The sequence below is a fragment of the Acutalibacter sp. 1XD8-33 genome, assembly GCF_003612555.1.
Taxonomy (GTDB): domain Bacteria; phylum Bacillota; class Clostridia; order Oscillospirales; family Acutalibacteraceae; genus Acutalibacter.
Map to the genome: position 1 here is coordinate 1 of NZ_RAZF01000034.1, position 13821 is coordinate 13821.

At 47.7% G+C, this 13821-nt stretch carries 16 protein-coding genes and 1 pseudogene; 12 read left to right on the top strand and 5 right to left on the bottom strand.

The genetic code is table 11. The features are described 5' to 3' along the window. The first annotated feature begins 56 nt into the window (after nucleotides 1-56). From D7X94_RS15165 to D7X94_RS15180, 4 genes are read left to right on the top strand one after another with little or no spacing between them, the layout of a single operon-like run. Nucleotides 57-2774, top strand: a complete 2718-nt coding sequence (locus D7X94_RS15165; protein WP_442857918.1) for a YodL domain-containing protein — start codon at nucleotides 57-59, stop codon at nucleotides 2772-2774. Between the two features lie 3 nt (nucleotides 2775-2777). Beyond that, nucleotides 2778-3731, top strand: a complete 954-nt coding sequence (locus D7X94_RS15170; protein ID WP_120428507.1) for a hypothetical protein — start codon at nucleotides 2778-2780, stop codon at nucleotides 3729-3731. Between the two features lie 2 nt (nucleotides 3732-3733). Then, nucleotides 3734-3940 carry a transposon-transfer assisting family protein gene (locus D7X94_RS15175; protein WP_002569181.1) on the top strand — a complete coding sequence of 69 codons (207 nt, stop codon included), beginning with the start codon at nucleotides 3734-3736 and terminating at the stop codon, nucleotides 3938-3940. Continuing rightward, on the top strand, nucleotides 3937-4302 hold the full coding sequence (locus D7X94_RS15180; protein WP_002585089.1) for a cysteine-rich VLP domain-containing protein: 366 nt from the start codon (nucleotides 3937-3939) through the stop codon (nucleotides 4300-4302). Before D7X94_RS15175 ends, D7X94_RS15180 begins: the two co-directional genes overlap by 4 nt. 177 nt (nucleotides 4303-4479) lie before the next feature. On the opposite strand, the gene D7X94_RS15185 is transcribed toward D7X94_RS15180, so the two are convergent. The 4 genes from D7X94_RS15185 to D7X94_RS15200 all read right to left on the bottom strand — a co-directional run bounded on the left by D7X94_RS15185 (nucleotide 4480) and on the right by D7X94_RS15200 (nucleotide 7054). Continuing rightward, the gene (locus D7X94_RS15185) at nucleotides 4480-4731 is read right to left on the bottom strand and encodes a helix-turn-helix domain-containing protein (protein WP_002585088.1); all 252 of its coding nucleotides are present in this window, start codon (nucleotides 4729-4731) and stop codon (nucleotides 4480-4482) included. 63 nt (nucleotides 4732-4794) lie between these two features. Continuing rightward, on the bottom strand, nucleotides 4795-6141 hold the full coding sequence (locus D7X94_RS15190; RefSeq protein ID WP_120428508.1) for a relaxase/mobilization nuclease domain-containing protein: 1347 nt from the start codon (nucleotides 6139-6141) through the stop codon (nucleotides 4795-4797). Next, complete coding sequence (locus D7X94_RS15195; RefSeq protein ID WP_002569185.1) at nucleotides 6102-6431, bottom strand: plasmid mobilization protein; 330 nt, start codon at nucleotides 6429-6431, stop codon at nucleotides 6102-6104. The genes D7X94_RS15190 and D7X94_RS15195 overlap by 40 nt, the downstream gene beginning before the upstream one ends. A gap of 269 nt (nucleotides 6432-6700) precedes the next feature. Then, on the bottom strand, nucleotides 6701-7054 hold the full coding sequence (locus D7X94_RS15200) for a helix-turn-helix transcriptional regulator (protein WP_008978029.1): 354 nt from the start codon (nucleotides 7052-7054) through the stop codon (nucleotides 6701-6703). 189 nt (nucleotides 7055-7243) lie between these two features. On the opposite strand from D7X94_RS15200, the gene D7X94_RS15205 reads away from it, so the two are divergent. The 8 genes from D7X94_RS15205 (at nucleotide 7244) to D7X94_RS15250 (ending at nucleotide 13564) form a co-directional block, all read left to right on the top strand. Continuing rightward, a complete protein-coding gene (locus tag D7X94_RS15205) occupies nucleotides 7244-7891 on the top strand; it encodes a TetR/AcrR family transcriptional regulator (RefSeq protein WP_120428509.1) in 648 nt (215 codons plus the stop codon). A gap of 108 nt (nucleotides 7892-7999) precedes the next feature. Continuing rightward, entirely contained in the window at nucleotides 8000-8239 is a 240-nt protein-coding gene (locus D7X94_RS15210) for a hypothetical protein (protein ID WP_120428510.1), read from the top strand. A gap of 14 nt (nucleotides 8240-8253) precedes the next feature. Beyond that, nucleotides 8254-9939: an ABC transporter ATP-binding protein gene (locus tag D7X94_RS15215; protein ID WP_120428511.1), complete on the top strand. Its 1686-nt coding sequence runs from the start codon at nucleotides 8254-8256 to the stop codon at nucleotides 9937-9939. Nucleotides 9940-10173: 234 nt separating this feature from the next. Beyond that, nucleotides 10174-10359: a hypothetical protein gene (locus D7X94_RS15220; RefSeq protein WP_009243795.1), complete on the top strand. Its 186-nt coding sequence runs from the start codon at nucleotides 10174-10176 to the stop codon at nucleotides 10357-10359. A 101-nt stretch (nucleotides 10360-10460) separates the two neighbouring features. After that, on the top strand, nucleotides 10461-10901 hold the full coding sequence (locus tag D7X94_RS15225; protein ID WP_002569188.1) for an RNA polymerase sigma factor: 441 nt from the start codon (nucleotides 10461-10463) through the stop codon (nucleotides 10899-10901). Continuing rightward, the gene (locus D7X94_RS15230; RefSeq protein ID WP_120428512.1) at nucleotides 10882-11142 is read left to right on the top strand and encodes a helix-turn-helix domain-containing protein; all 261 of its coding nucleotides are present in this window, start codon (nucleotides 10882-10884) and stop codon (nucleotides 11140-11142) included. Before D7X94_RS15225 ends, D7X94_RS15230 begins: the two co-directional genes overlap by 20 nt. A gap of 417 nt (nucleotides 11143-11559) precedes the next feature. After that, entirely contained in the window at nucleotides 11560-11787 is a 228-nt protein-coding gene (locus tag D7X94_RS15245; RefSeq protein WP_004607973.1) for a transposon-encoded TnpW family protein, read from the top strand. Nucleotides 11788-11887: 100 nt separating this feature from the next. Continuing rightward, the gene (locus D7X94_RS15250; protein ID WP_120428513.1) at nucleotides 11888-13564 is read left to right on the top strand and encodes a recombinase family protein; all 1677 of its coding nucleotides are present in this window, start codon (nucleotides 11888-11890) and stop codon (nucleotides 13562-13564) included. Nucleotides 13565-13627: 63 nt separating this feature from the next. Here D7X94_RS15250 and D7X94_RS15255 read toward each other — a convergent pair. Further along, nucleotides 13628-13813 (bottom strand): annotated as a pseudogene (locus D7X94_RS15255) (recombinase family protein); the annotation flags it as partial. Between the last annotated feature and the right edge of the window lie 8 nt (nucleotides 13814-13821).

Below are 13821 nucleotides of genomic sequence, written 5' to 3' on the forward strand. Positions count from 1 at the left end.
TTTCTCGCCCTGATTGGGAGTCTATCTTTTTCCCTTCACCTCCGCCACAAAACTACATTTTTTCCTCGGCGCTTTTTTACATTTTATCACTGGCGCTGACACCCACGACTGCCGAACATCTGAAAGAAGTCTTTGACCGTATCGGGATTGACTTCAAGCACTACGAGGAATGGCATTTCACAGAATTTCAATCCCCTATCCCCGGCTTGACGGAACATTTAAGCGAGTATTCCCACCCCGACGAGCTGAACTATTTAGGGAAGCTCTTGGAAATGCAGTTTGATGACGACCGGGAGAAATTCATTGCAGCCATTGAATACGGCGACCATGCCGACAGCTTACAGGACATCATCAACCTTGCACAGAACCTTGACTGCTACTGGCTTTATCCGTCCGTCCACAGTGAAGAAGAATACGGGCGTTATCTGGTTGACGAACTGGAAGAACCGGAGCTTCCCGAAGAAGCGAAAAAGTATTTCATGTATGAGGAATACGGGCGGGACGCTTCCATTAACGACGACGGTATGTTTACCGAAAAGGGCTATATCTACAACAACCGCAACACCTTTACAGAATGGTACGACGGGCGCGACGTGCCACAGGAATACCGGGTAACGCCGCAGCCCCCGCAGCGGTCACGCCCCGACCCGGAAAAGGTAGAAATGGACGCAGCCGCGCCGGGACAGAGAACCGCACAGACCGCAGAGCAGCCACAGGAGCCGCGCCCGGTTATCCCTATCGTGCTGACGAGCGAGAAGCCCGCCGAGAAATTAAAAGAGATTACCGACCGTCTGGAACAGGGTATTGCGGAACTCTTTGACAGCGAGCGTTACAAGGAATATCTGAAAGTCATGTCAAAATTCCATAATTACAGCTTCCGAAACACCGTCCTTATCGCCATGCAGAAGCCGGACGCTTCCCTTGTGGCGGGCTTTTCCGCTTGGAAGAACAACTTTGAGCGAAACGTGATGAAAGGGCAAAAGGGAATTAAAATCATTGCCCCGTCGCCCTATAAAATCAAACAGGAAATGCAGAAAATCGACCCGCACACGCAGAAGCCCATAATCGGCAAGGACGGAAAGCCCGTCACCGAGGAAAAGGAAATCACCATACCCGCCTACAAGGTGGTATCCGTCTTTGACGTTTCCCAGACCGAGGGAAAGGAGCTGCCGGACATTGCGGTTGACGAGCTGACAGGCGACGTTGACCGCTACAAGGATTTTTTCGCAGCCCTTGAAAAGACTTCCCCCGTTCCTATCGCTTTTGAGAATATCGAGGGCGGCTCTCATGGCTACTACCACTTGGAGGACAAGCGCATTGCTATCAACGAGGGCATGAGCGAATTACAGACCTTAAAGACCGCTATTCACGAAATCGCCCATGCGAAGCTGCACGACATTGACCTCAACGCGCCAAAGGACGAGCAGCAGCCCCACATTGACCGCCGCACCCGCGAAGTCGAAGCGGAAAGCGTCGCCTATACTGTCTGCCAACATTACGGGCTTGACACGTCGGACTACTCTTTCGGCTACGTCGCCGGGTGGAGCAGTGGGCGGGAGCTGTCCGAGCTGAAAAGCTCCCTTGAAACGATACGCAGCGCAGCCGCCGAGATTATCAATTCAATAGACGAAAATCTTGCGGAGCTGCAAAAGGCACAGGACAAGGAGCAGACCGCCGGACAGGAGCAGCCCACCAGAGAGGAAAAGGCAGCCCCGAAAGAAGCCTTTACCCCGGAAACGATTTATAGAGTGCGCCGGAACCCTTACAGCGACAGCCGGGAAAACAGCCACCTCTTGCAAGCCTATGTGACACAGGAGAACGGGCGGGCGAAAATGGGCGACGTGCTTTATACGGGAACGCCGGAGAAATGCCGCGAGCTTATGGGGCAGCTCAAAAGCGGCGAGCTGACCGAGGGCGACGTGAAGCAGCTTTACGCAAAGGCACAGGAAACGGCGCAGACCGCCGGACAGGACAAGGACACCTTTTCCATTTACCAGATAAAGGGCGGGGACGAAACAAGGGACTTCCGCTTTGAGCCTTACGACCGCCTGCAGGCGGCGGGGAATGTGGTTGACAGGGCGAACTATGAGCTTGTCTATTCCGCGCCCCTTGCGCCGGGGACTTCCCTTGAAGATATTTATACCCGCTTCAATATCGACCACCCCAAAGATTTTAAGGGACACAGCCTTTCCGTTTCGGACGTGGTAGTGCTTCATCAGGACGGACAGGACGCGGCGCATTTCGTTGACAGTGTAGGTTTCCGGGAAGTGCCGGAGTTTTTACAGGAGCAAAAGCAGCTTACCCCGGACGACTTGGAAACGGGCGAAACTGTCAAAACACCGAGGGGGACTTTCCATGTGACCGCCATGAGCCGGGAGCAGATAGAAGCCGCCGGATATGGCTTTCACCACCAGTCGGACGACGGAAAATATCTGATTATGGGGAACGGGACGCGGGCGTTTGCCGTTGCCGCAGAGCAGCCGGAAAAGGCAAACCCCTTGAAGCATATCGAGGACACCGTAGAGCAGAACGACAACAGCTTTGACGGTATCATCAACAACACCCCTACCGTTGACGAACTGGAAGCAAAGGTTAAGGCGGGTGAGCAGATTTCCCTTGTTGACCTGGCTAATGCGGTCAAAGCCGACAAGGGGCGCGGCAAGGGAGCGAAGCCGGAAAAGAAGCCCTCTATCCGGGCGCAGCTTAGAGCCGACAAGGAAAAGGCACAGAAGAAAAACGCAAAGCAGAAATCGCAGGACTTGGAAAGGAGCTGACCCATGCCGGAACAGAACAGATTTGAAAACGTGGACGTGACCGCTTCCCTTGAAGCGATTATGAAGCAGAACACAGGCTTTTACCAGAGCGACTTAGACATTGACAAAGAGATTATCGCAAAGGCGGCGGCAAGCCCCAACAGGGAGGACAAGACCCTTTTATGGTTCTGCCGCCCGTCCGGGACGCACTGTTTCCGGGAGCGCGACGTTTTCCTCAAAGATACCGCACCCCACAACACATGGCGTTTCTACATGGAGCAGACAAGCGACCGCGTACTTGCCTATGCAATCGAGCTGACGGGCAAGGAGCGCGGGAAAATCAAGGGCAATCTGTACGAACTGGACTACGCTAAACATTATGAGCACGTCAAGGAAAAGGAACTGCCCGCCGATACGGTGAAGCTGATTTATGAGCATGGGGAAAGGGTACAGGAAGCCGGGAGATATTTTGACGGAACCCCAGACCCGCAGCTTGGGAAGTTTGAACGCTTTGAAGCCCTACCCAACGACCCGGACGCGCTGCAAGCTCTTTTACAGGAAGAACGGCGCAGCCGGGAGCAGCTTTCGCCGGGGGACTTCAAGGCGCATATCGCAGCCTTGCGGGACGGGCTGATTGAAACGGAAGCGCGGCGCATTGTGCGGGAAATGAAGCGGCATTACGAGCCGAACAGCCCGAACAAGACCCATTTCATGGCAGAGCTTTCCCCGGCGTTCATGCGGCTTGCAGCCACAAAGGACACTGACCGCCTTTTCTCCATGCTGCCCTACAAGACACTTTCCTTTTCCAAAATCGAGGGCAGACATGGGACGTATGCGCTAATTGACAAGGGGGAGAACCGGGACAGGGAGATAAGGAAGCCCCGCCCCTCTATCCGGGCGCAGCTTAAAGCAGACAAGGCAAAGACCGCCCCGAAAAAGGCGGCGGCGAAAACAAAAAATCACGATATGGAGGTATGAGCATGATTAGACTGACTGTTGAAGAAACAAACCTTTTGAGCATTTACAACGAGGGCGGCAAGCGGGCTTTGATTGAGAATGTCAACGCCGCGCTGCCCTACATGGACGCGGATATGCGGGAGCTTGCAAAGCGCACCCTTTCCAAAGTGGACGCTTTGACCGAAGCGGAATTTGCAGAGCTTCCCATTTATGCCGCTGATGAAGTATGAACGGGGTTAAGCGGCTGACGCCGCCCCAGAGCCGGAAAGTCAACGCCCTTGTGCGCCGGACGTGCTGCAATTATGATAACGGGAACTGTATCTTACTGGACGACGGGGACGAGTGCGTATGTCCGCAGCTCATTTCCTATTCGCTTCTCTGCAAGTGGTTCCGGGTTGCGGTGCTTCCCGCCGACAGGCTGCTTTATGCGGAGCTTTACCAGACAGGGGATAAGAAGAAATGTACCGAGTGCGGCGCGTTCTTTGCGTCAACCTCTAACAGTGTCAAATACTGCCCCGTCTGCCGGAAACGTATCACCCGCAGACAAGCCGCCGAGCGCATGAGGAAAAGACGCGCCCCTGTTACGCAGTAGGCGCAGAAAATCCCTTGATTTACAGGGCTTTCCGGGCGTGAAAACCGGATAGGCGATACTTTATACCTTTACCCCCGAAAATGGCGTTCTACTGCGTAACATTCACGAAAACAGCACCCATAAAAAGACAGGGCGCGGAAGTCATATACTGGCTTCCGCGTCCTGTTCTTTTTTTGCCTATCTGACATTTCCCTTTTCCATTTCTTCAAGCGGGAACTGCGGGAGGGCTTCTATCAGCTTCTTTGTGATAGACTGGCGCATATCTTCGTTGATTTCCTGTTTCGTGCTTCCGTCCGGCTGTCTGACCGCTACCGTCGATAGCCTGTCGATTTCGTCCTTGTAGCACTCCACGACTTTCTCCACCGCCCATTTTTCCCCGGCAACGGCGGCGCGTATGGTTTCATATTCCGGCATTTTCTGGTTTTCCATGCTCAACGCTCCTCTGCATTTTGATAGCCCTATCATAGCACAGCGGCGGGGATTTTGCTATCCTTATCCGCGTTCTGTTCCCTTTTCCCGTTCCGGCTGCCTGTCTGCCTGTAAAATGCTGTCAATGTTCTGCTTGATAATATCATATTCCCGGACTTTCTTTTTCAGCTTCCCATAGTCGGCGTAAAGGGCTTCTTTCTGCGCTTGGAGGGCTTCATACTCCGATTGCAGCGCGGCGAGGTTCGGGAGCTTTGCAATGCCCGCTGCTTTCAGCGACCTTGCGGCGGCTTCATGTAGGATAATCGCCTGTTCCTGTCCGGCGCGGTATTTCTCCCTGTCCCTTGCCTTGCGGTATACGTCATAGACGGGCTTTGTCTTTTGGTAGGTGGAAACATTCTTGATAAGCACCGCCATGTCCGCAAGCCGCTTTTCCGCGTTCTTCAATGCGTCTGCCGCCTGTCCGCTTTCCGCTGCCATTTCCCGGGTCCGGCTGACTAAATCCGCGTACTGTTCAATCTTATGTTCCGTCAAGAAATTCATGGTCTTTGCCGCCTGTTTCAGATTATGGATTTTCGCCCACTGTTCATAGCCTTTGCTCTGCGCCGCCTTGATACTGTTCTCAATGTCGATAAGCAGCGAAACGCCGCGCTGCTCTCTGGGGGCTTTCGCCGCCTTTGCCCGTCTGCCCGCTATCCGTTCCCTTATGGCTTCCTCTGTATAGTCCGCGCCGAGGGTTTTTAGGCGGGTGAAGCGTTCCTGTCCAGGGGCGCGGCATGATACATATTTTCCCGGCTTTATCTCATAGCCCGCCGCCTGTAACCGCTGCAACAATTCCTCAAAACTGGAAACTTGGGGGATAAGCGCGTCAACAGCAATCTTTAACTTGCCTTTCCAACTGGTACCCGTCTTTTCTGCCTGGTACTCCGCATAACTCTTTCCCTTGCTGCCCTTGCCGGGGACGACGACGGACAAGCCATTCTCCCGGCACAGCTTGTCGCTCATGTTCCGTATGCCGTAATAGCTCCTTTTGTTGGAATTGTATTTGTGGTAGTCTACAAAATTCACCGCGCAAAAAATGATATGGTTATGGACGTGTCCTTTGTCAATGTGCGTCGTGAGTACATATTCATGCTGCCCCTTTGTTACCGCGTCGGCAAGCTGCTTTCCGATTTCATGGGCTTTCTGATAATCGACTTCCCCCGGCTCAAAGGACTGTATCAGATGAAAGGCTAAATTGTTCCCCTTTTGGAGTGCTTGGGACAATGTATATTCAAACTCAATATCTGCCGTTTCATAGGAGCAGCCGAAAGAGGACACAAGCATTTTTCCGTCCGTCTTGTCCGGGTTTTCGATATAGTCAAGGGCTTTGCTTAGAGTGCTTTTAATAGGCTTAATCTTTGTAACCGCCATATCTCCGCAAGCACCCCCTTTATTTCCTCTATGTCCTCTTGGTATGCGTTCCCCGTCGCGTTTACGCGGCGTGCTATCTGGTTGACGTTGACCCCGATTTTCTGTATCTCTGCGGTCATTGCCTTTATATCGGCATGGTCTATCTGAATGATATACCCGTCAATGGCAATCTTCCGCAGATATGCCGCCATGTTCCGGGTGGGTACGAGCTTCATTTTTTCCAGTATTAAATCCCGTTCCGCTTCCGTCACTCTGAATTTGATTTGCACCGTCCTTTTGCGTCCGTCCATTGCTTCGCTCCTTTCCTTTCCGTTCCGAGGGTTTGGGACACTTCCCAACAAGCAATTTTCAACCGACGCGCCGCAGCGCGGGAGGGGGAAAATACGGAAGTGGGTACCCGCTTCCTATGCTTGCTACGAATGTTTTTATCCCTTATGCCCTTATCCCTTACTACGGAGAAAAAGCGATTTTGCCAAACTTACGCAAAAGAAAAACGCTGCAATCTCAAAAAAAGATTACAACGCTCTCTAAATCCTGTTCAGTTTTAAGCCGGACATTCCTATTCGCCCTCTTTTTCGACTTCGGAAATCTCTTTTGCCGTTGCGGTCACAATCCGTATGCCTGTATCGCTCATACCGTCAAGAAGCGCGTCGAGCTGCCGCCGCTGCGTGTTCTTCTCCGGCGGCGTTTCCAAAAGGAACTGGTCTACGGATATATTGTAGCGGAGCATAAGCTCAAAGAAAATCTGTAAACTTGGGTGCTGCCCCTTGTTCTCAATATTCGCAAGGTAACGCGGCGAGATAAACATTTCGTCGCTTACTTTCTTGCGGCTCTCCTTGCGCCCTGTCCGCGCCGCCTTTATCGCTGCCCCAAAAGCCTTGAAGTCGTATTTCGGTACTGGTCTTTTTGCCATAGTTATTCACCCTGTTACATTTTACTGTTCACTTTTGCTTTTGGATATGTCTACACAGTTCTATTAGTTAGCTAAAATAAATCATATTTTTCTGCCTTACAATTAAATACCGGCTGAATGTATCTTGACAAGCAGACGCAAAAAGAATATAATACATACCAAACGAATGAAATGAAAGGTGGTAGATACATGGCGCGTAATAAATATCCAGAAATAACCGTTGAGAAGATATTAGAAGTGTCACAGCGGTTATTCATGGAAAAGGGGTACGACAATACAACTATTCAAGATATTGTAAATGAACTTGGCGGATTGACGAAAGGAGCAATTTATCATCATTTCAAATCAAAAGAGGAAATTATTGACGCATTAGGGGGAAAACTCTTTTTTGACAACAATCCATTTGTTACCGTACAAAATCAGAAGAACCTAAATGGTTTAGAAAAAATGCGTGAAGTCATTAAGTTAAACCACGCAGATAATGATAGGACTGAACTTGGAAAACAGAGTATACCTCTTTTGAAAAATCCCCGCTTGTTGGCTGAACTGGCTGATACAAACAGGAAATTGATTGCCCCTCTTTGGTTGCAGCTTATTCAAGAGGGAATAGCGGACGGCTCTATCCAAACCGGATATGCAAAAGAACTATCTGAACTTTTGCCATTACTTACAAATTTTTGGTTAATTCCCTCTGTCTATCCTGCAACCCCGGAAGAACTGCTTTCAAAGTTTGCATTTATCAAATATTTGTTAGATAGTATGAACTTGCCGATTATTGATGATGAAATTTTCGGTATGGCACAGAATTACTTTGAACACTTAAACGTAGGCGAATAGATAAAATTGCCTTGCAAAAGGCAGTTTTATTTTCAAACTATACATTCATCCGTAAGGTATTATTTTTTAGCATATACATACCGTCTTAATGTATGAAAGGAGAATACTATGTCAAAATTAGACCAAAAAATCGAAAATGCTGCAAACAAAATTGAAGTTGTCGCAAATGAAGCATGGAAAAAGCGGTCATTCCGCATTGTATCTAAGTCTATATCTGCTACGGCAGAAATCGGACTGATGATAGGGGCTGCACATTTATCCGAAAAAGGCTATAAATCAGCCGCCACCTGCCTGTTTGGTTTAGGGGCAGTAGGACTTGTCTGCGATTTACTTTTTAACAGAAAATAGGAGGACACCGCTATATGATACGATACTTAAAACAATACAAATTCTTGCTTTTCCTTACCGCATTATTTACTGCAATCAGTTCTCTATCTTATGTATTTATTGCTATCTTATTGCAACAAGTTATGGATATTGTAGATATGGGCGATATGGACGGCTTTATTAAAATACTACTCTTTTCTTTAGCCTACTTTGCACTTATGGGAGTATTCATGTACCTACAATCTTTGTTTAGCAAAAAATTTGTCTGTAAAATTATGAAAGCTGTCCGTTCTAAAACCTTTATAGGAATTGAACGGCACACGATTGAGGACTACTCTAAAAATAATACTGCTGATTATTTATCTGCAATTACGAATGATGTAAAAATGATTGAAGATAACTATTTACTTCCCCTGTTGCAAGTTATCCAGTATACGATTATTTTTATAGCTTCCCTTGCTGTAATGATTTACTTTGACATTATCGTTACAGTCTGCGTGATTATCGCAATCGCTATCATGCTTGTTGTACCCAGTCTATTCGGAGGACTACTCTCCAAACGACAGGATAAATATTCTGATATGCTATCCGATTTTACAAACCATGTAAAAGACCTGTTATCCGGTTTTGAGGTTATCAAGTCTTATCAAATGAAAAAATATGTCCTCTCACGATTTGAAATAAGTAACGAGGCCACTATAAAAGCAAAATATTCTGTTGACAAGGCGATTGCGGCAAATGAAGCGGTTTCTATGGTGCTTGCGCTTCTTGTTCAAGTGGTTGTTGTTTTTCTTTCTGCATACTTCATTATCATTGGTCGTATCAGTGCAGGAGCCTTGTTAGGCATGGTACAGGTAAGCAGTAACCTTGCAAATCCATTATTGATTATTTTTAGCAATATTCCCAAAATCAAGAGTATAAAACCAATTACACAGAAGCTAAATAACCTTTCAGATTACAAGGAACAGAACACAAATACAAAAAAATCACCCTCTTTCAAAAAAATGATTTATGTAGATGATTTGCATTTTTCCTATGATAAGGAAAACGAAGTCATAAACGGTATTTCACTATCCATTGATAAAGGGAAAAAATATGCTTTTGTCGGTAAGAGTGGGTGTGGAAAGTCTACATTTATTAAGCTGATTGCCGGATATTACTCTAACTTCAAAGGTGATGTACTATATGACGCAGACAGTCTTTCCGTTTTGGATATTGATAAAATAACTGCGCTATCGTCGGTCATTCATCAGAATGTTTATATGTTTGATGAGAGCATTTTAGACAATATTTGCCTACACGAAGATTTCAGTAAAGAAGAATTGCAATCCATATTGTCTGATAGTGGTTTATCACAGTTTATTGAGCAAGTACCAAACGGACTTAAATATCACGTTGGAGAAAATGGAGATAACCTTTCCGGCGGACAGAAACAAAGAATTGCCGTAGCAAGAGCTTTAATTCGTAAGAAGCCACTGTTGATTTTAGACGAGGGTACGTCTGCTATTGATATGCAAACTGCATATGATATTGAAAGTAGGCTATTGGCAATATCTGATTTAACGCTACTTACTGTCACTCATAATATGAGCAGCGATATTCTTACACTCTATGACGAAATTGTATTTATGGCAGACGGAAAAATAATTGAACATGGCACATTTGAAGAACTTATTACTAAACACGCTGCATTTTATGACTTCTACCAACTAAAGAAGTAGGTATCTTTAGAGGAAAGTTTTTTTGAACTGTACACAATCCTTAAATAATATTATCTGCTCCCTTAACGGGGAAAGAAAAAAACCGTTAGAGGAGCAGATGTTTTTGTATGCCTTTTTACGCAATATCTAATCTATCGGCGGTTTTGAAATATCAAATCCGCCGTTTCTTTTTTATCTTCTCAAGGAATGACGCGGTATCACTGTTGAAATCGGCGGCTAAAGGAGGTAGCCGCCATGAAGCAAAAAGCATATCGACAAAATCCGACAGTTATTGACTTATCAAAAAAAGCCCGCCCACCACCGGGGGAAACTACGCTTATATATATGAACTGTCTAATCATCTGGATACTGCTTACAATGCCTATGCGCCCGTCCGGGCTTTTCGGACGGGCGCATTTTGTACGTTCAAAAAATTTTTGAAGAAATTTCAAAAAATCTTCGGCGTTTTTGAAAAACGCCGTATTGCCCCGCGAAAAGGGGGGAAGCACCACCAACTTTCCAACGAGAAAGGAGGTGAGAATGTGGAACCTAATAGCAGGGAGTTTTACAAACAGTGTGCTTTTCAGAAGTTTTGTAATACGGTATTGCACAATGAAGCTTGCGACACCCATAGAGAACTTCGCAGACACAAGGCAAAGGAAGTGACCTTTTCCGACATGACCTTAGACGAAGCGCGGCAGCTTCATACGTTTGATGAATATTTCAAACGTGAAGCCGCCGAAACCGTCTTTGAGAAAGCCGGGAAGAAAATCACGCCAAAGCTGCTTCTTGAAGCAATCCGTACTTTGCCGGAAGAAAAGCGCAAAGCCATATTGCTGTATTACTTCGAGGGAATGAACGATACCGAGATTGCGGAGCTGTTCAACACGTCGAGAAGCACGATACAGTACAGGCGGACAAGCTCTTTTGAGAAATTAAGAAAATATCTGGAGGAAAATGCTGATGAATGGGACGAATGGTAACGAACCCGGCTACCCGGAAAATGCCCTTGTTCCTTATCCTGTCATTGTGGCAGCGACAAAGGGCGACCCGGACGCCATGAAGATTGTCTTGCAGCATTTCAGCGGCTACATAGCCCGCCTCTCCATGCGGAAGCTGTACGACGAGCGCGGGAACGTCTATTTTGGCGTAGACCACGACATTCGGGAACGGCTGCAAGCAAAACTGATGATGGCTGTCCTCACCTTTAAGGCAAAGGAATAAACCGCAGCGGCGGCGGGACGCTTTCTCTCTCCCCCTTTTCCGTTCCGCTGCTGACGCGGCAGCAAAGCCATTCTGAACCTTGACAAAGAAAGCGGCGCAAGATAACGGCGGCGCAGCATAGGGCAAATCGGATACGTTCCTTTTGCGCCGAGCCATACGGCGGGTGCGCCATGACGCTATCTGGGTGAGGTTATCCCCGCCCGGACAGCCGAGCGACCAACACCGCGCCGGAAAGCAAGTGTAGCGGCTTGCGGGCGACGACACGCAGAATATACAATGATACTTCCTTACAGCCACAGTCCGAGCGTTAAGAGCGTCGCAGGCAATGGGTAGGGCGGCATGAGAACCATGCCGGGGTGAAATTCCCATGAGGTTATGCTAATAACCGTCCGATTAAAGCCTTTGTTTTATTGAATAGTGGACTTGCTGCTATTCATAGACTGTATTATATGTTTGCGAAAGAAAGGGGGATTTTCTTTGACGCAAAACCAAACGCCCGTTACCACAACGGAGCATAAAATAGGAAAAGTTACTTACCTTGTATGTTCGTCCGCAAGTGAACGCGCAACGGACACACTGGATAAAAAGATAAAAAAACTCATTCGCAAAGACATGGAACTGAACCCCGCAAACGCCCGGAAATAGGGCGTTTCTTCACATTTTATACATGACACAGGCAGCGGTATGTGGTATAATATAGACAGTACAAATACCATGCTTGTCTGTCGTCGGAAAGGAGGACAAAATGTTACAGACAGACAAGATTACCGCTTTATATTGCAGATTGAGCCAGGAAGATATGCAGGCCGGGGAAAGCGAGAGCATACAGAACCAAAAGATGATTTTACAAAAGTATGCTGACGAACACCACTTTTTCAACACGCGCTTTTTCGTAGACGACGGATTTTCCGGCGTGAGCTTTGAGCGTGAGGGGCTTCAAGCCATGCTGCATGAAGTTGAAGCCGGGAACGTGGCGACCGTCATAACAAAAGACCTTTCCCGTCTGGGACGTAATTATCTGAAAACCGGGGAGCTGATAGAGATTGTCTTTCCCGAATACGAAGTGCGCTACATTGCCATTAACGACGGTGTAGACACAGCGAGGGAAGATAACGAGTTTACCCCTCTGCGGAACTGGTTCAACGAGTTTTACGCCCGCGACACCTCAAAGAAAATCCGGGCTGTCAAACAGGCAAAGGCGCAGAAAGGGGAGCGCGTCAACGGCGAAGCTCCTTACGGCTACCTTATCGACCCGGATAACCGCAATCATCTGATACCCGACCCGGAAACGGCACACGTCGTAAAACAGATTTTTGCAATGTATGTACGGGGCGACCGTATGTGTGAAATCCAGAACTGGCTGCGGGACAATGAGATATTGACCGTCGGGGAACTGCGCTACCGCAGGACAGGAAGCAAACGCCACCCCCGCCCACAGCTCAACGCATGGTACAACTGGCCCGACAAGACGCTGTACGACATTCTGACAAGGAAAGAGTATTTAGGGCATACCATAACCGGGAAAACCTACAAGGTATCTTATAAGTCGAAAAAGACGAAGAAGAACCCGGAGGAAAAACGGTATTTCTTCCCCAACACTCACGAGCCTTTGATTGATGAAGAAACCTTTGAACTTGCACAGAAGCGGATTGCCACCCGGCAACGCCCGACAAAGGTTGATGAAATCGACCTGTTTTCCGGGCTGCTCTTTTGCGGGGACTGCGGCTACAAAATGTATGCGGTACGCGGAGCCGGGACGCTTGAACGGAAACACGCCTACACTTGCGGCAACTACCGTAACCGGGCAAGAAATGATATGCTCTGCACTACGCATTATATCCGCAAAAGCGTATTAAAAGAACTTGTCCTTGCAGACTTGCAGCGCGTAACGTCTTATGTGAAAGAGCATGAACAGGAATTTATTCAGACCGCCAACGAGTGCAGCGCAAAGGCAGTACAAAAGACACTGACGCAACAACGGAAAGAGCTTGACAAGGCGCAGAGCCGCATTACCGAATTGAACATCTTATTCCGCAAGCTCTACGAGGACAACGCTTTAGGGAAACTTTCAGATGAACAGTTTGCTTTTCTGACTTCCGGCTATGATGAAGAAAAAAAGACGTTGACCCGGAGGATTGCGGAACTGACACAGGAAATCGACAACGCTACCGAGCGCAGCGCAGACGTGAAAAGGTTTGTCGCACTGGTACGCAGATACACCACCATTACCGAACTGACCTACGAAAACGTCCATGAATTTATTGACCGTATTCTTATCCACGAACTGGATAAGGAAACGAACACCCGCAAAATCGAAATCTTTTATAGCTTTGTCGGCAGAGTTGATACAGGCGACAAGCCTACCGAAAGTATCTCCTATTTCAGACAGATAGGAGCCGACGTAAAGAGTTATGCTATCTAACATACATCAAAAAGAGGTAAGATAACACCCTCTGCAAAAAAGGTTACGTTATCTTACCTCAACAAAATTAACTCCAGAATAACCGTCATCCGTAAAATGGCGAATGGCTGTGAAGCCATTTTTGCGGGCGTAATCCTCCAGATATTTCTTTTGATTGGTGATTGAGTTTGACTCCCCAACAAGGTCATCATCTCTTGAAAGACGCTCGTAAAGGGCCGTAATTCTTGCTTTTCCCGCCTTTTTTGACATTTTTCACA